The organism is Salinirussus salinus (assembly GCF_009831455.1).
In the GTDB taxonomy this organism is placed as follows: domain Archaea; phylum Halobacteriota; class Halobacteria; order Halobacteriales; family Haloarculaceae; genus Salinirussus; species Salinirussus salinus.
The window spans coordinates 884,440-899,219 of the sequence record NZ_WOWO01000002.1; the positions used below are offsets into that span (position 1 = coordinate 884,440).

The 14,780-nt window shown below is 70.4% G+C and carries 17 protein-coding genes and 1 other RNA gene; 8 read left to right on the forward strand and 10 right to left on the reverse strand.

Annotated features, from left to right (window positions below):
* Positions 1 to 30 precede the first annotated feature (30 nt).
* Together GN153_RS07765 and GN153_RS07770 are read right to left on the reverse strand one after the other, a co-directional pair.
* Entirely contained in the window at positions 31 to 1,590 is a 1,560-nt protein-coding gene (locus GN153_RS07765; RefSeq protein ID WP_159901433.1) for an ATP-binding protein, read from the reverse strand.
* A 138-nt stretch (positions 1,591 to 1,728) separates the two neighbouring features.
* Positions 1,729 to 2,802: a glycosyltransferase family 4 protein gene (locus GN153_RS07770; RefSeq protein ID WP_159901435.1), complete on the reverse strand. Its 1,074-nt coding sequence runs from the start codon at positions 2,800 to 2,802 to the stop codon at positions 1,729 to 1,731.
* A gap of 157 nt (positions 2,803 to 2,959) precedes the next feature.
* Here GN153_RS07770 and GN153_RS07775 point away from each other — a divergent pair, with 157 nt between their 5' ends.
* From GN153_RS07775 to GN153_RS07785, 3 genes are all read left to right on the forward strand, one after another.
* Positions 2,960 to 3,244, forward strand: a complete 285-nt coding sequence (locus GN153_RS07775; RefSeq protein WP_159901437.1) for a ribonuclease P protein component 4 — start codon at positions 2,960 to 2,962, stop codon at positions 3,242 to 3,244.
* An 87-nt stretch (positions 3,245 to 3,331) separates the two neighbouring features.
* Positions 3,332 to 3,577, forward strand: a complete 246-nt coding sequence (locus GN153_RS07780) for a YhbY family RNA-binding protein (protein ID WP_159901439.1) — start codon at positions 3,332 to 3,334, stop codon at positions 3,575 to 3,577.
* Positions 3,574 to 4,455, forward strand: a complete 882-nt coding sequence (locus tag GN153_RS07785; protein WP_159901441.1) for a mechanosensitive ion channel family protein — start codon at positions 3,574 to 3,576, stop codon at positions 4,453 to 4,455. The genes GN153_RS07780 and GN153_RS07785 overlap by 4 nt, the downstream gene beginning before the upstream one ends.
* A gap of 31 nt (positions 4,456 to 4,486) precedes the next feature.
* On the opposite strand, the gene GN153_RS17480 is transcribed toward GN153_RS07785, so the two are convergent.
* The 5 genes from GN153_RS17480 to GN153_RS07805 all read right to left on the reverse strand — a co-directional run bounded on the left by GN153_RS17480 (position 4,487) and on the right by GN153_RS07805 (position 7,214).
* The gene (locus GN153_RS17480; protein WP_201287822.1) at positions 4,487 to 4,657 is read right to left on the reverse strand and encodes a hypothetical protein; all 171 of its coding nucleotides are present in this window, start codon (positions 4,655 to 4,657) and stop codon (positions 4,487 to 4,489) included.
* A gap of 140 nt (positions 4,658 to 4,797) precedes the next feature.
* Positions 4,798 to 5,110: signal recognition particle sRNA (gene ffs / locus GN153_RS07790), an RNA gene on the reverse strand.
* A gap of 42 nt (positions 5,111 to 5,152) precedes the next feature.
* Entirely contained in the window at positions 5,153 to 5,539 is a 387-nt protein-coding gene (locus GN153_RS07795) for a DUF7548 family protein (protein WP_159901443.1), read from the reverse strand.
* Positions 5,540 to 5,646: 107 nt separating this feature from the next.
* Complete coding sequence (locus GN153_RS07800; RefSeq protein WP_159901445.1) at positions 5,647 to 6,774, reverse strand: hybrid sensor histidine kinase/response regulator; 1,128 nt, start codon at positions 6,772 to 6,774, stop codon at positions 5,647 to 5,649.
* A complete protein-coding gene (locus tag GN153_RS07805; RefSeq protein ID WP_159901447.1) occupies positions 6,771 to 7,214 on the reverse strand; it encodes a response regulator in 444 nt (147 codons plus the stop codon). The genes GN153_RS07800 and GN153_RS07805 overlap by 4 nt, the downstream gene beginning before the upstream one ends.
* Positions 7,215 to 7,451: 237 nt before the next feature.
* Between GN153_RS07805 and GN153_RS07810 the strand changes: the two genes are divergently transcribed.
* The 4 genes from GN153_RS07810 to GN153_RS07825 all read left to right on the forward strand — a co-directional run bounded on the left by GN153_RS07810 (position 7,452) and on the right by GN153_RS07825 (position 11,726).
* A complete protein-coding gene (locus GN153_RS07810) occupies positions 7,452 to 8,237 on the forward strand; it encodes a helix-turn-helix transcriptional regulator (RefSeq protein ID WP_159901449.1) in 786 nt (261 codons plus the stop codon).
* A gap of 276 nt (positions 8,238 to 8,513) precedes the next feature.
* Positions 8,514 to 9,965 (forward strand): sensor histidine kinase, encoded by a 1,452-nt coding sequence (locus tag GN153_RS07815; RefSeq protein ID WP_159901451.1) that lies wholly within the window; start codon positions 8,514 to 8,516, stop codon positions 9,963 to 9,965.
* A gap of 85 nt (positions 9,966 to 10,050) precedes the next feature.
* Positions 10,051 to 10,383 (forward strand): DUF5798 family protein, encoded by a 333-nt coding sequence (locus tag GN153_RS07820; protein ID WP_159901453.1) that lies wholly within the window; start codon positions 10,051 to 10,053, stop codon positions 10,381 to 10,383.
* 110 nt (positions 10,384 to 10,493) lie between these two features.
* Positions 10,494 to 11,726 (forward strand): LolA family protein, encoded by a 1,233-nt coding sequence (locus GN153_RS07825; protein WP_159901455.1) that lies wholly within the window; start codon positions 10,494 to 10,496, stop codon positions 11,724 to 11,726.
* Between the two features lies 1 nt (position 11,727).
* Here GN153_RS07825 and GN153_RS07830 read toward each other — a convergent pair whose 3' ends face one another.
* On the reverse strand, positions 11,728 to 12,135 hold the full coding sequence (locus GN153_RS07830) for a CoA-binding protein (RefSeq protein WP_159901457.1): 408 nt from the start codon (positions 12,133 to 12,135) through the stop codon (positions 11,728 to 11,730).
* A 98-nt stretch (positions 12,136 to 12,233) separates the two neighbouring features.
* On the reverse strand, positions 12,234 to 12,866 hold the full coding sequence (locus tag GN153_RS07835) for an RAD55 family ATPase (protein WP_159901459.1): 633 nt from the start codon (positions 12,864 to 12,866) through the stop codon (positions 12,234 to 12,236).
* Between the two features lie 148 nt (positions 12,867 to 13,014).
* Between GN153_RS07835 and GN153_RS07840 the strand changes: the two genes are divergently transcribed.
* Positions 13,015 to 13,818: an enoyl-CoA hydratase/isomerase family protein gene (locus GN153_RS07840; protein ID WP_159901461.1), complete on the forward strand. Its 804-nt coding sequence runs from the start codon at positions 13,015 to 13,017 to the stop codon at positions 13,816 to 13,818.
* A gap of 4 nt (positions 13,819 to 13,822) precedes the next feature.
* Here the strand turns inward: GN153_RS07840 and GN153_RS07845 are convergent, their stop codons facing one another.
* Entirely contained in the window at positions 13,823 to 14,728 is a 906-nt protein-coding gene (locus GN153_RS07845) for an MBL fold metallo-hydrolase (protein WP_159901463.1), read from the reverse strand.
* Positions 14,729 to 14,780: the final 52 nt, after the last annotated feature.

Consider the following 14,780-nt stretch of genomic DNA (forward strand, 5'->3'; position numbering starts at 1 on the left):
AGGTCAGACGGTGGGCCGCGCGACGGGCACTCAGACGACCGGAAGCCGCTGGCCGAGCCCCGCAAGTCGCGGGATGACGTGCCTGTACCCGAGGACCGTGAGCGCCGCCAGCGAGACACCCCAGACGAGGTGGCTGACCAGCAGTCGCCCGGAGAGGTTCGGCACCGGCGCCGGGGTCCCGACCAGCTGTAGCCAGACCGGGGCGACGAACCCGGCGGCGACCACCCAAACGGCGGCCCCCCAGGCGAGGCCGGTGAGAACGTAGACCCAGGCGGTGTTCCGGAACCGCCCGAGCGCGAGCGAGAGGAGGCCGACGTACATGAACCCGAAGACGACGCTGTGGAACTCGTGGGTGAGCCACCCGACGACGGGGTCGACGGTCCCGTAGAAGACCCCGATGCCGGCGATGGACCCGCCCAGGGACTCCGAGACGAGCCCGTAGGGGACGCCGGCAGCGATGGCCGCGAGACACGTCACGGCGAGGTGCGGAGCGGCGGGGCGCACGCCGGTCAGGTCCACCCGGTTGGGCTCGCGAGCCCCGTCTGTCGTCACCCGCGGCAACCGCACGGTGACCGTCGTTCCGCGGCCGCTGACATCGGTTTCGATCGTCCCGCCGTAGCTCTCGACCAGCAGCCGGACGATGTTCAACCCGAAGCCGACCCGGGGGTCGTCGAACTCCGCGATGTCGCCGCTCTCCAGGAGCGACTGCTGGCTCTCGGGGAGACCCGGCCCCTCGTCCGCGATACTGACGCGGACTGTCGTCGGGGTCGCGTCGACGTCGAGCGTCGGCGTGTCGTCGGTTCCGTGGACGATAGCGTTCTCCAGCAGCTGGGTGAAGACGACCGGGAGCCGGTCGTTCGCGCGCACGCGGAGGGTCTCGGAGGGCGACTCGACGGAGACAGTCGCGTTCGGATGCCTCTCGGTGACCGTCTCGACGCTCTCGCGGAGGGCCTCGCCGAGGTCACGCGGCGCGCCGGACGAGCCGTCAGCCCCGGTCCGCTCGGTGAGGTATTTCACCTCCTCGATGGTCTCCTGGATGTGCTCTGCGCGCTCGTCGATCACCGTCATCCCGTCCTCGGTCTCGCTCGACCCGATGCTGGCGTAGCCGCGGATCGCCGTCACGGCGTTGAGTATCTCGTGACGGAGCAGCCGGTTGAGCGTCACGAGGCGGTTCGCCTGCTGTCTGAGTTCGCCTCGCTGTCGGCGGTTGCGCGACGCGTACAGGCCAGTGAGCGTGCCGCCGACGCTCCCGCCGATGAGGAAGTTGGAGAGGTATGTCTGGGACCGGACCGTCGACGGGTCGACCGCCCCCCCGGGAGACGACCCGAGAAGCGTGAGCACGACCAGCGCGAGCATCGTCCCGAAGCCGACGACACACCAGACGGCCGTCGTCCGGACCATCGCCGGGTCCACGTCGGCAACGGTCAGTGCCACCCCGAACGCGGCCAGTCCGAGCCCGGCTGCGAGCGGGACGACGCCTGCGAGGTAGAACTGCACCGTGTCCTCGAGCGCGAGCGTGACCGTGAACCGCGTGAGGAAGAACGCGAGCCCGGCGACGACGACGCCGCTGTAGTTGAGACGGCTCTCCATCTCTCGTGTGTGTCACACCACAGCAACCGTCTTGAAGATACCGGCAGGCAGACGGCCACAGCTACGCCGGGCAGCACATCGGGGACTGCCCGAGGGGAGAGCGACGCCGGTCGGCTGGTGTGACCGGAGGCTTCCGGGTCACTCCACGACCCGCCCGGGCTCGCCGGCGAGCGTCGCCTCGTAGGCCTCGACCAGCCCCTCGCCGACCCGTTCGAGGCCGTGCTCGCGGGCGGTCTCGCGGGCGTTCGCGCCGAGGCGTTCGCGCAGGCCCGGGTCGGCGGCCAGCCGGTCCAGCGCCTCGCGATACTCGGCCCGCGTCGAGCACAGCAGGCAGTCGTGGCCGTCCTCGTAGAACTCCCGGAACACCGGGATATCGGAGAGGACGACCGCCTTCCCGCAGGCCATCGCCTCCAGGACGGCGATCCCCTGGTTCTCTGCCTTCGTGGGAAAGAGGTAGACGTCGCCGGCACCGTACGCCCCGCGGATGTCGTCGACCCAGCCGGTGAAGGTGACGTTCTCGGGCGGGTCGCGGGTCCACGTTCTGACTGTCCGGGAGGCCTGGGGCCCGTCGTCGTAGGGGCCGAACCACGCGAAGTCGTAGTCGGTCTCCTCGGCCAGCCGGCAGAAGGTGCTCAGCCCCTTGCGCTCGAAGACGTTGCCGACCGCGAACACCACCATCCCCGAGAGGTCGAAGCGGTCGCGGTACGCCTCCCGGAGGCTCTCGTGGCCCGCGAGCGCCCCGGTGTCGACCCCGTTGCTCAGCGGCTGAATGGGGGCGTCGACGGGGTAGTCCCGGAGGGTGCGCTTGGTGTACTGGCTCGGACACAGCACCAGGTCCGCCTGCGAGTAGTACCAGCGCAGATAGCGTCGCAGCGCGGGCGCGACGGCGTGTGACCCCCGGAAGCTCCCTCGGAAGTCCTCGCTGGTGACGTGGGTGTGGAGGACGACGGGCCGGTCGTGCCGGCGGGCGTGTGCGACCAGGGCGGCGCTGGCCGGCCCCATCATGTTGCAGTGCAACAGGTCGTACTCCCGTAGCGGGGCGGCCCCGCCGGCGAGACTGGCCAGCGCGCGGGTCGGACTCGCGCCCTGCCAGGGCGAGGTGAAGAAATCGACGCCGGCGTCCGCGAGCGCCCGCCGCTGGTGGTCGACGGAGGTGCCGATCCCGCTGCGGTCCAGCTGCGCGGCCAGCTCCAGATAGTGTAACACCCGCACGGGCGAGGCGAAGCGAGGCGGGGGCAAAACGGTACCGGAACCGCGAGCCTCCGGCGGAGAGTCCCCGAACCGCCGGGGGTCGGCGCGAGGTGGTCGAAGCCACGCTCGGGTGGCGGGAGAGCACAACGCATACGCCCTCGGGCGGTGAAGGGAGCGTGTGAGTATCGCGGCAGAGCGGATCGAGATGCTGCACGAACTGGCCCGGGAGGCCGCGAGCGAGGGCCACGACGAGCGGGCGCGCCGGTACGTCCGCCGCGCCCGGCGGGTCGCCGAGCGCAACCGTCTGTCGCTGCCCCGGCAGTTTCTCCGCTTCACCTGCGACCGGTGTGACGCCTACCTCCGCCCCGGGCACAACGCCCGGGTCCGCCTGCAGGACGGCCACGTCGTCGTCACCTGCGACTGCGGCGAGCACGCCCGCTACCCCTACCGCGAGGGCGGGTGAAGCGGTTCCGCCGGGGAGCGGCCCGCGTGCCGGGCGGGAACAGGTGGGATCACTTTTAACTCCCGCGTGGCTGTGTTCCGGGTAGACATGACCACGGAGCGCAGTCGGGCGGTCCACGAACTCGACGCGACGGTGCGGGTCGGCAAGCGGGGCGTGGAGGCGGTCGCCGACGAGCTGGCCAGCCAGCTCGAACACGAGCGGTTCGTCAAGGCGAAGTTCCTCAGGGCGGCGCGGGGCGGGACCGAGACCGAGGAGCTGGCCGCCGACCTGGCCGAGCACGCCGGTGCCGAGGTCGTCGACGTCCGGGGCCACACGGCGGTGTTCGAGCGATGATCCCGCTGCAGTCGGCCGTCTTCTCGGACATCCTCCAGGACGCTGGGGTCCCCTACGCCCAGCCGGTCGGGTCGGCGATCACCTTCGTCCTCGCCTTTCTCGTCCTCTACATCGTCGGGCGGGCGGTGGTCGGCCGGCTCGTCGGCCGCGTGCTCGACCGCCGCGGGCTCGACGACCACGCCAAGCGCCCCCTGCAGAAGCTGACCCGGGTCGTCATCGTCTTCGCGGCCATCGCCATCGCCTTCGGGCTTGCCGGCTACGGGAGCTTCCTGGGCGCGCTCGCGACGGTCGCCGCCGCCGCCACGCTCGCCATCGGCTTCGCCATGCAGGACGTCATCGCCAACTTCGTCGCCGGCGTGTTCATCTACACCGACAAGCCGTTCCGGATCGGCGACTGGATCGAGTGGGACGGCAACTCCGGCGTGGTGGAGGACATCTCCCTGCGCGTGACCCGGGTCCGCACCTTCGACAACGAACTGCTGACCGTCCCCAACTCCCAGCTCACCGGCGGCGTCATCAAGAATCCGGTCGCGAAAGAGCAGCTCCGGCTGAAATTCCTCTTCGGCATCGGCTACGACGACGACATCGACCGTGCGACGGAGATCATCATCGAGGAGGCCGAAAAGCACGAGGAGATCCTCGACGACCCCGCCCCCTCGGTCCGGCTCACCGAACTCGGCGACTCCTCGGTCGGGCTGCAGTCCCGCATCTGGATCGACAACCCCTCGCGGGCGGACTTCGTGAAGACCCGCGGCGAGTACGTCACCGCCGTCAAGGAGCGCTTCGACGAGGAGGGGATCGACATCCCCTACCCGAACCGCACCATCGGCGGCGACCTCGCCATCGAGAACGCGGTCCTGGAGCCCGCCGACGACTGACCGGAGCCTGTGGCGGCGGGCCGACCCCCGCTCAGAACTCGACGGCGCCGACCGCAAGATCCTCGGCGCAGTCCTTGCACTCGTAGGAGGTGTGGTACTCCAGACAGGACTCGTGGTACTGCTGCCCGCAGGACTCACACGCCACGAACTCCTCCTCACGGAACCGGCCGTTACAGATTCGACATATGTTGGCGTGTGTCATGGTAGCGTGAAACTCTCGTAGTCGGTGACAAAGCGTTTGCGGCCCGGGCGGGTACGCCGTAACCAAGCGGAGACCACCCCTCACGGGCCGGGAGACGACCAGGTGAGCGAAGTGTACGGACAGGCCTCTATCAGGTATGGAAACGGACAGCCGGGGTTGCCCGGCGTTCGGGCGCGGGTAGTCCCGCGCGCCTCCTCCACCCCGCGGCCCTGCGAGCGAGGGCTGTCCGGGGGTCCGCTGCTCGCTTCCGCGCCTGGCGGGGTGCCCCCGGTTAACCGCACGCCTGCGCCCCTGCAGGCACAGCCGTACGGACCGCCGTCCCCGCAGGACGAGGCTTCGACGTTGGCTTGCGGGGCCCGCGTCCGTCTGACCGGACGCGTCCGGTGTTCGGTCCCCACTTGAGGCCACGTGTGGGAGTGTGAGCGGGGCCTAACCGCCCGACCTAGTCCATCTGTGACTACCGCGGGTCCGCATAAGGGCCTTTCGGGTACGGCCTCAGAGAAGCGAGAGCGCCCGGGCGTACCACAGGGCCGCCAGCGGCGCGACCAGCGCGAGCGCGGCGGTAACCCACCGGTGTGCGTCCGGCAGTTCGACCGCGTCGACGCGGACGGTCAGCGCCCACCCGAGGAGGATAAGGAAGGCGAAGACGGCGAACACGAGCGCCGCGCCGGCCGCGAACTGCGGGTCGGAGCGCTCCTCGCGACCGGCGGCGAAGACGATGACGGCCACGAGCGCGAGGACGGCACCCACCAGCGGGTTCACCACACCGGTCCCGTAGTAGGTCCCGACAGCGTCGGCCGCCAGGTAGGGGTAGACGAGCGCCGCGAGGACGGCCAGACAGCCGGCGATCCCGACCAGCGGCGCGGCGCGGCGGTGGTCCATGTGCCCGACTCCGGCCGGCCGGCTCTTAAGCCGGACGGTCCCGGACCGTCCCGGAGGGCGCGAGCGGGTCCGCCACGCCGTTCACCCCGGAGGGACGGCCACCAGCCTCAGGACGTGCGGCTCCAGGCCTCCTGGGCCGCCGGGAGGGCGATGTCGAAGACTGTCCCGCGGGGGTCGTTGTCCTCGACGGTCACCTCGCCGCCGTACCCCTCGACCATCGTCGCGACGAAGTAGAGCCCGAACCCGCCGCCGTCGGGGTCGGCCTGGACGCCGCGGCCGAAGACCGACTCCCGCAGCCCCGCAGGGATCCCCGGGCCGTTGTCGGCGACCCGGACGTGGACCGTCCCGTCCCGTTCGACGACGTCGACGGTCACCTCGGGGTCGTCGCTGTCGTTGTGCTCGACGGCGTTGGTCAGGACGTTGCCGAACACCGCCGAGAGCATCCGGTCGGCCTCGACGGTCACCCCCTCGGGGATCGACGCCTCGACGGTCACGCCCTCCATCGCGGCGACCCGGTCGACCTGTTCGCGGAGCGGCTCCGCGATGTCGACCCGGGAGCCGTCGCGGGCGTCGTCGGTGACGGCGCTCAACATTCCCTGGACCTTCCGCGTGAGGTCGATCATGTCGTCGCTCCAGGAGACGATCGTCTCGGCGTGGTCGCGTTCGTCGCCCGAGAGGCGCTCGGAGAGTACGGTCCCGTGCTTGTGGATGACGTCCATCCCGTTTTGAACGTCGTGTCGCAGGACGCTGTTGAACAGTTCCAGCTGGTGGTTCTGGCGGCGCAACCGCATCGCCTGCTTGTGTCGCTCGACCGCGTACCGTATCGACCGCATCAGCCGGTCGGTGTCGAGGTCGTCTTTCGGGAGGTAGTCCTGTGCTCCCCGCTGGATCGCCTCGACGGCAGTCCCGTGGTCGTCCAACCCCGTGAGGACGACCACCGGGAGGTCCTCGGCAGCCTCGGGCAGCCGGTCGAGCGTGTCGATCCCTGTCGAGCCCGGCAGGCCCAGGTCGAGCAACACGAGGTCGAATTCCCCGTCCCCGAGCCGGTCGGTCGCTGCCTCGACGGTCTCGACGTGAGTGAGCGTGACCTCGTCGGCGACGTCGAACACCGACCCCTGGCGGAGGTGGTGCTCGACGAGCGTCGCGTCCCCGGGGTTGTCCTCGACGAGGAGGACCCGCAACACGTCCTCCTCGGTCCCGTCACCGGCGTCGTCGGGGTCGGGACGAGGCGTCATTTCGGGGGCATCTTGACGACGGAAAACCAGAACTCCTCGATGCGTTCGATGATGTCGACGAAGCCCTCGAAGTCCACCGGCTTCGTGAGGTAGGCGTTGGCGCTGAGCTCGTAGGACTTGACGACGTCCTCCTCGGCCTCGGAGCTCGTGAGCACGACCACCGGGATCCGCCGTAGCTCCGGGTCCCCGCGCATCTCCTCCAGCACCTCCCGACCGTCCTTCCGGGGCATGTTGAGGTCGAGCAGGACCAAGTCGGGCTGGGGTTCGCCGGCGTACTCACCCTCGCGGCGGAGGAACCGCATCGCCTCGACGCCGTTCTCCGTGACGTGGAGGTTGTTGACGATCTTCCCCCGCTCGAGGGCCTTCTCGGTCAGCCGGACGTCGCCGGGGTTGTCCTCTGCGAGCAGTATCTCGATGGGCTCTCCTGCCTCCGACTGCATCGCTTCCCCGAAGGGAGGGCGCGTGTATCAGTCTTTGGCCCGCGGGGCTCATCCGGGGACGGAAGCGCCGCCGTGTCGTTGGGGATAAAACCCCCCTGGTCGTAGCTGTCCCCGGGCGCGGTGCCGTCGACCCTCATCTTCCTCCCCCCTCCCCCCCAGTCGGCGAGCCCGCGCCCGTCGTCGGCCGGCCCACGACGGGTCCGGTCGACTTATGACGGGTCGGGAACACGACACGGTATGACAGCCGTCAAGGACGAACTCGAGTTCCTGTTACGGTCGGGTAACCGGACGGAGCTGCTGGTGGCGCTGGCCGAGAGCCAACCGCTGGACCGGTACGACCTCGAACGGCGGCTCGACGCCTCCCGGCGGACGGTCACCAGGGCGCTCGACGCGCTGACCGAACGGGGCTACATCCGGGAGGTCGAGGGGGAGTACATGTTGAGCGCGTTCGGTGCGTCGCTCGCGGAGGCGTACCGCGACTGTCGCCGGGACGTGGAACTCGCGGCGGAGTACCGCCCGCTCCTCGAGCGGGTCGACACCCGAACCCTCGACCTCGACCCGTCGCTGCTCAAGGGGGCCGACCTGCTGCTCGCGAGCGAGCGGAGCCCCTTCGTCCTGCTCAACCGGACCCTCGAACTCCGGGCGGAGGCGAGTCACATCCGGGAGACCGCCCCGGGGGTCGAGAAACGGAGCGTCGAACAGCTCGCCGAGCGGCTCCGGAACGGGGAGGACCTCGAGGTGGAAGTGGTCCTCCCGGCCACAGCCCTCGAGGCCGCCGAGGGGACCGACGCCTTCAGCGCCGACCACGCCGTCGCACGCGAGGCCGACGCCGTCGACTTCTACGTCGTCGAGGAAGAGTTCTCGGTGTTCGTCGGCGTGATGGACGAGACCGTCACGGTGGGGGCCGGAACCGGCGGCGAGCCGGAGGTGATGGTCGAGAGCGACCGGCCCGCGCTCCGGGAGTGGGCCGAAGCGCACCTCGACGAGGTCCGCGACGCCGCCACGCCGCTTTCGGAGTACTGAGCCTGCGGGTCCCCGCCCGGCCGCCGCGCCGGCCCGTCACGCCGTGTCGTCTCGACAGCAGATGTCATTATTTCCCCTCCTCCCGTTTCGACTCGTGGGGGGAGAGATGGGGGCCACGACGGCCTCGTGTCGGGTCAGGGGACGGACCCGATGGGGCGGATCTGGTACCTCACCACCAGCCGTTCCGGCGCCGGTCCGGACGGCAACAGACTCCTGCATCGGACCCCGGACAGCTATCCCACCAGAGTTAACCGTCGGTTCGGACACTAACAGACGATGGGGCTGAGCAAGCGGGGTTACGCGTGGCTCGGGGCCGGGCTGGCGGCGCTGCTGTCGGGGCTGGTCGCACGCGACATCTACGTGGACTGGGCCGTCGAGGGGAAACCGCTCTGGTCGACACTGGTCGAGAACGCCGTCCCGCTCGCGCTGGGTGGGGTGCTGTTTCTCGCCGTCTACTGGACCTACAGCCGCCACGACGCGGACTACGTCTCGCGGGTCACGCGGTGGCAGTACGTCGGCGCCGTCGGCATCTTCGGCATCGTCGGCTGGGTGGTCGCCCTCCAGCTCGTCCAGGGCGAGTTGAAGCCGTACCTGCTCGTCCTCCAGACCTCGCTGGGGGGCGCGGTCGCCGGGACCGTCGTGGGGTACGCGACCGCGAACCTGGACGAGGCGCGCCGCACGGTCGAGCGCGAGCGCGACCGGTTCGAGGCCCTCTTCGAGAACGCGCCCGCCGAAGTCGTCGACTGCCGGGTCGGCGGGGACGAACTCCTCATCGACCGCGCCAACGGGGCCTTCCTCCAGGCCACGAACCTGCGGCGCGAGGAGGCGGTCGGAAGCCGGCTCTCGGAGGTCGTCGCCCACGAGGAGGCGACCATCGACGAGATACGCCGGGCGCTGGCCGACCGGGAACAACTCGAGACCGAGACCGTCACCCCGACCGACGACGGCCGCCGGTACTTCCAGGTCCGGGTGGTCCCCTACGGCACGGACCGGGGCTATGTCGTCTACACCGACGTGACCGACCTGAAGGAGACCCAGCGCGAACTCGAGACGGCCGTCGACCAACTGGAGCGGTCGAACGACCGCCTCCAGCAGTTCGCCTACGTCGCCTCCCACGACCTCCAGGAGCCGCTGCGGATGATCTCCAGTTACGTCGACCTGCTCGCGACCGAGTACGGGGACGAACTCGGCGACGAGGCCGACGAGTACATCGAGTACGCCGTCGACGGGGCCGAGCGGATGCAGGACATGATCGACGGGCTGCTGGACTACTCGCGGGTCCGCTCGCAGGGCGAGGCGTTCACCGAGGTCGACGCCGCGACCGTCGCCGAGCAGGTCCGTCGGGACCTGGAGCTGCTCGCCGAGGAGCACGGCGCGACGGTGACCGTCGACGACCTCCCGACCGTCGAGGCCGACCGCGACCAGCTCGCACAGGTGTTCCGGAATCTCGTCGAGAACGCCCTGGAGCACGGCGGGACGACGGTCCGCGTCGGCGCCGAGCGACGCGACGACGCCGTCGTCTTCTCCGTTGACGACGACGGTCCGGGCATCCCCGAAGACGAGCAGGATGCGGTCTTCGACCTCTTCGAGCAACGCGACCGCGACAGCGACGGGACGGGCATGGGGCTGGCGATCTGCCGGCGGATCGTCGACCGCCACGGCGGGGACATCTGGGTCGAATCCGAGCCCGGCGAGGGGACGACGTTCCGCTTCTCGGTCCCGGATTGAGGCGTCGCGGCGATGGCCGCGGCCGGTCGAGTCACTCGGTTCGGCCACCACAACACACAGGTGGGCGGCCCCGCTACCCCCGGCCATGGCACTCGGTGGGACGGCAAAGAAACTCCAGAAGGTCATCGACGCCGCCGAACAGCTCTACAGCAAGATGAACGAGGTGATCGAGCGGGTCGGGAAGGTCGAGGAGGACCTCGAGAAGACCAGCGGACAGGTCGACGGTATCGAGCGCGAACTCGCCGAGCAGCGCGCGCTCGTCGAGGCGCTCGCCGAACGGCAGGGCGTCGACGTCGAGGAAACGCTCGCGGCCGCCGACCTTCCGGAGACCGCGGCAGACGAGGGCGGAGACGGGGACGGGGCGGACGCGGGCGGTGGGGACGACGGAGCCGGGACGACCGAAGCAACGGCCGAGTGACCCTCCCCACCCGTCTGTGACGGGTGCGTCGCCGGCCGGAACAGGGCCGCAACACCCCGGACGTTCCGAAGCGCTTATACTTTGACGCCCGCCTCCTGACACTCGTGCGGATGCCCTCCAACGCTCCCTCCCCCCGTCACGTAGCGCTGGCCCTCGTCGCGGTGGCCGTGGTGGCCGCCGGCGTCCTCGCCCTCGCCCCCGCCGACAGCGGCGCGGACGCCACAGCCGGCCAGCACATCGGCCACAACGCCTCCGAGCGGCTCCAGTCCCTCGAGGGACTCACCGCGACCGTCGAGACGACGCTGGTCCGGGGCAACGAGACCGACCGGACGGTCAGACGCGTTAGTATGCGACCCGGGACCGGCGAGGTCAGGTCGGAGCCGGTCGGCGGGAACGGGTCGGTGGTCGTCTCCAACGGGACGGTCATGTGGCTGTACGACCCCGCCGACCGCGAGGCCACGCGGCTGGAGGTCTCCGGGATCAGGTCGACAACCGACACCCAGGGCGAGCGCATCGAGCGGCTGTTCAACCGCCTGAACGTCAGCCGGGCGGCCGCCGGGGAATCCGAGACGGCCCCGCCCTCGCCGCGGCTCGTCCCCCTGCCGGTCGTTCCGGCGGGTCCGGCCGCCGGGGCGGCGCCGGAGGGCGTGAATCGAACGAGTTTCGGCGTCCGGTACGAGGGCACCGACACCGTCGACGGGCGGGAGACGTACGTCCTCACGCTGACGACCGGGGCCGACGGCGGCGCGAACCTCGAGAGCTACACACAGCGGATGTACGTCGACGCGGAGTGGTTCGTCCCGCTGCGGACCCACACGGAGTGGACGCTCGACGGCGAGCGGGTCACGGTGACGAGCGTCTACCGGAACGTCACCTTCGAGCCGGGGCTCTCGGACTCCGTCTTCCGGTTCGACCCGCCCGAGAACGTCACCGTGACCGAGGGACCGAGCGTGGCGGTCGAGGCGTACGACTCCGTCGGGGCGCTCGAGGAGAACACCTCGGTGTCGGTCCCCGACCCGGACGTGCCGCCGTCGTTCGACCTCGAGACCGCCCGGTCGACGGCCGGGGAGGGACGGTCGGTATCGCTGCAGTACGCCAACGCGACCTCGCGGCTGACCGTCAGCAAGAGCGTGGCGGCGAACGCCACCAACGGCACGGCCGGGAACGTCACCGGCGACGGCGGCGAGCGGGTGACCGTCGGCGGGCAGGAGGGCGTCTACCGGCAGGTCGCCACCAGCAGACTCGTCTCCTGGTCGTGTGACGGGGTCCGGTACACGGTTTCGGGCACCGGCGTGAGCCGCGGCCTGGTCCTCGAGGTCGCGGACTCGGTCGGCTGCGGGTAGCTCACAGCAGCCGGGCGTGTTCGACTTTGATGCATCTGTCCTGGACGACGCGTTTGCCGGCCGCCTCCGCGCGGGCGGCGGCCTCGTCGTCTCTGATCCCCAGCTGCGTCCAGATGACACCCGCGTCCTCGCGGCCGAGGGCCTCGTCGACGATCCCGTCGACCTCCTCGCTGGGCCGGAACACGTCGACGATGTCGACCTCGTCGGGGACCTCGGACAGCGAGTCGTATGCGGTCCGGCCGAACACCTCCTCGGCGAAGGGGTTGACCGGGACCACGTCGTAGCCGTGGTCGAGCAGGTACCGGGGGATGTCGTGGGCGTCCTTCCCGGGGGTCGCCGAACAGCCCACGACCGCGACGCTGTCGAGCGCGAGTATCTCGCGGAGTTCCTCGTCGGAGTCGGCTGGCATACCGGGAGCGAGGCCGCCGCCGGTCAAAAGCCTGCCGTCGGACGCGGGTCTCGGCTCCCGGCGGACACTGCCTCCGGCGGCGCTCGCGCCCGGCGTGCTCACCCCCCTGCCGCGCTCGCGCCCGGGTCGGGGAGCCTGACGCTGACCTCGCGGTCCTCGTCGACCTCGACGACGCCGTCGAACAGCTGCGTGAGCGTGTTCATCGTCTCCGGGTCGTGGGCCGTCGAGTCGACGACGTAGAGCCCCAGGGCGCCGGCGTCCTCGACCCGGTTCGTGAACACGTGCATGAACTGGAAGACCGTCTGGAGGTCGGTGTACATCAGAAGCGTCGACAGCGAGTCGAGCAGGACCCGGTTGCGCCGGTACCCGCGCTCGTAGAACTCCTCGAGAAACTCCGAGAAACTGATCCCGATCCCCGTCATGTCCGTCGGGGAGGAGACGTAGGTCACGGACTCGGAGTCCGTGGGCGAGCCCCCCTGATTCCGGGTCACGCAGTCGACGACACCGACGGCGGCGCTCCCGGGGTCGGCCACCAGCGACCGGTACTCGGAGAGCACGCGCTCGGCGGAGTCGCGGGTGGTGACGGCCACCGCTCCCTCGCCGGCGGCCGCCCCCGCCGCCAGCAGCTCCATCGCCAGGCGCCGCTTGCCGGTGAGCGGCGGCCCGGCGACCAGGAGGTTCGTCCCCGGGTCGACGGTGGCGTCGTCGAGTTCCGGTCCGAGGTCGTACATTGGCGGTCGGGGTGGCGGAGACAGCGCGCCGCGTCGCGGGTCGTCCGGCCGTGCCTGCAGGCTCCGTGGCCGGGTACAAATGGTTTGCTGTTCACCACCCCTTTTGCCACCCTAAACGCCAAGGTGGCCCCGGGTCACAGAGTGTGGTATGGCGACACCAGAGCCAGACCACGGAAGTTACGAGAACTTCGAGACGAGCTTCGAGGACGGCGTGCTCCGGGCGGAGATCCACAGCACCGCCGACATGAACGCGCTGAGCGACACGATGTCCGACGAGCTGCTCGACCTCGCGGTCCGGCTCCACGAGGAACACGTCCGGTGTTTCGTCCTCACCGGCTCCGACGGCGTGTTCTGTGCCGGCGGCGACGTCACCAGCTTCACCAGCGAGAGCCCCTCCGCCGGGATGCGCAAGGGCGCCTCGGTGCTGCACGACGCCATCGTCCAGTTCCACGAGGCCGAGGTCCCGATCGTCACCGGGATCAACGGCCCCGCGGTGGGTGCGGGGTTCAGCCTCGCCATCTTCGGCGACTACGTACTCGCGAGCGAGAACGCCTACTTCCAGTTCGGCTACCCCGGCATCGGCGCGACCGGCGACGGCTCGGCGACGTACTACCTTCCCCGGGTGGTCGGGCTCCGGCAGGCGAAGCGGCTCGCGCTCACAAACGACAAGGTCCAGCCCGAGGAGGCCGTCGACCTCGGGCTCGCGACCGAGGCCGTCGACCACGAGGAGTTCGACGACCGGCTGACGGAGCTCGCCGGCGAGATAGCCCGGGGCCCGACGGTCGCGCTCGGGCGGACACAGCGGCTGCTCGACCACAGCACCTCCGCGAGCCTCGAGGAACAGCTCGCCGCCGAGACCGACACCATCGCCCGGACCGCGAACACCGAGGACTTCCGGGAAGGAGTCCGTGCGTTCACCGAGGGCGAGCGCCCCGAATTCGAGGGGAAGTGACGGCTCAGGCCGGCGCGGCGACCACGTAGGGGCGGCGCTCGACGCGGATCTCTCCCCGCTCGGCAAGGTGGACGGCGTAGGCCGAGGCGACGTTCGCGAGGAAGGAGACGGTCGCCTCGGTCGCGTTCAGCGCTTCCACGGCGAGTTCGTGGGACGCGAGCTCACCGTGCTCCTCGACGGCCGCGAGTATCGCCTCTTCGGCCCGGCGGGCCTTCTCCAGGGCGTCGTCCACGCGGGCGGCGGGGTCGTCCATCGGGTCGCCGTGTCCCGGCAACAGGAGCTCCGGGTCGGCCTCCCGGAGCCGCCGGAGGCCGGTCTTGTACTCGCCGATGTCCCAGTGGACCGGGCCGTACATGAAGTGGCCGTTGGTCGAGACGATGTCGCCCGACAGCGCCACGCCCGACGGCTCGTGGTGAAGCGTCATGTGCTGGTGGGAGTGGCCGGGCGTGTGGACGACCTCACAGTCGTAGGGCCCCACGCGGACCGTGTCGCCGTGGCCGACGACCCGCTCGAAGGCGACCTCGTCGGTGGCGTAGTCGAGGTCGACCGGGAAGTAGACGTCGTCGGGTTCGGGATCGCCCTCGTACAGCCCCGAGGAGAGGGCAGCCATCTCCTCGCGGGCCTCGACGAGGTACCCGTCGTACTGCCGGACCAAGTCTTCGGCGCCCTCGTAGACGACGTGGGGGAGCTCTGTCACCGCGTCGACCGTCAGCGAGCCGCCGACGTGGTCGATGTGGGGGTGGGTCAGGACGACCCGCTCGACGCCCGCGAGGCGGTCCTCGAGGGCCGCTTCCAGGCGCTCGACGGACTCGTCGCAGACGTGGCCGGTGTCGACCAGCGTGTCCCCGACCCGGTAGGCGTTGGCCCCGCCGTAGTGGGGCTGGACGAGTTCGATGCGCTCGTAGTCCATACGCCCACCACCAGGGGCGGGGACAAGAATGGTGGCGTCGGCAGTCAGTCCC

Coding starts and splice junctions, on each gene's coding strand:
- GN153_RS07765 (WP_159901433.1), bottom strand. CDS start 1,590: ATGGAGAGCCGTCTCAACTACAGCGGCGTCGTCGTCGCCGGGCTCGCG.
- GN153_RS07780 (WP_159901439.1), top strand. CDS start 3,332: ATGACCACGGAGCGCAGTCGGGCGGTCCACGAACTCGACGCGACGGTG.
- GN153_RS07785 (WP_159901441.1), top strand. CDS start 3,574: ATGATCCCGCTGCAGTCGGCCGTCTTCTCGGACATCCTCCAGGACGCT.
- GN153_RS17480 (WP_201287822.1), bottom strand. CDS start 4,657: ATGACACACGCCAACATATGTCGAATCTGTAACGGCCGGTTCCGTGAG.
- GN153_RS07795 (WP_159901443.1), bottom strand. CDS start 5,539: ATGGACCACCGCCGCGCCGCGCCGCTGGTCGGGATCGCCGGCTGTCTG.
- GN153_RS07800 (WP_159901445.1), bottom strand. CDS start 6,774: ATGACGCCTCGTCCCGACCCCGACGACGCCGGTGACGGGACCGAGGAG.
- GN153_RS07805 (WP_159901447.1), bottom strand. CDS start 7,214: ATGCAGTCGGAGGCAGGAGAGCCCATCGAGATACTGCTCGCAGAGGAC.
- GN153_RS07810 (WP_159901449.1), top strand. CDS start 7,452: ATGACAGCCGTCAAGGACGAACTCGAGTTCCTGTTACGGTCGGGTAAC.
- GN153_RS07815 (WP_159901451.1), top strand. CDS start 8,514: ATGGGGCTGAGCAAGCGGGGTTACGCGTGGCTCGGGGCCGGGCTGGCG.
- GN153_RS07820 (WP_159901453.1), top strand. CDS start 10,051: ATGGCACTCGGTGGGACGGCAAAGAAACTCCAGAAGGTCATCGACGCC.
- GN153_RS07825 (WP_159901455.1), top strand. CDS start 10,494: ATGCCCTCCAACGCTCCCTCCCCCCGTCACGTAGCGCTGGCCCTCGTC.
- GN153_RS07830 (WP_159901457.1), bottom strand. CDS start 12,135: ATGCCAGCCGACTCCGACGAGGAACTCCGCGAGATACTCGCGCTCGAC.
- GN153_RS07835 (WP_159901459.1), bottom strand. CDS start 12,866: ATGTACGACCTCGGACCGGAACTCGACGACGCCACCGTCGACCCGGGG.
- GN153_RS07840 (WP_159901461.1), top strand. CDS start 13,015: ATGGCGACACCAGAGCCAGACCACGGAAGTTACGAGAACTTCGAGACG.
- GN153_RS07845 (WP_159901463.1), bottom strand. CDS start 14,728: ATGGACTACGAGCGCATCGAACTCGTCCAGCCCCACTACGGCGGGGCC.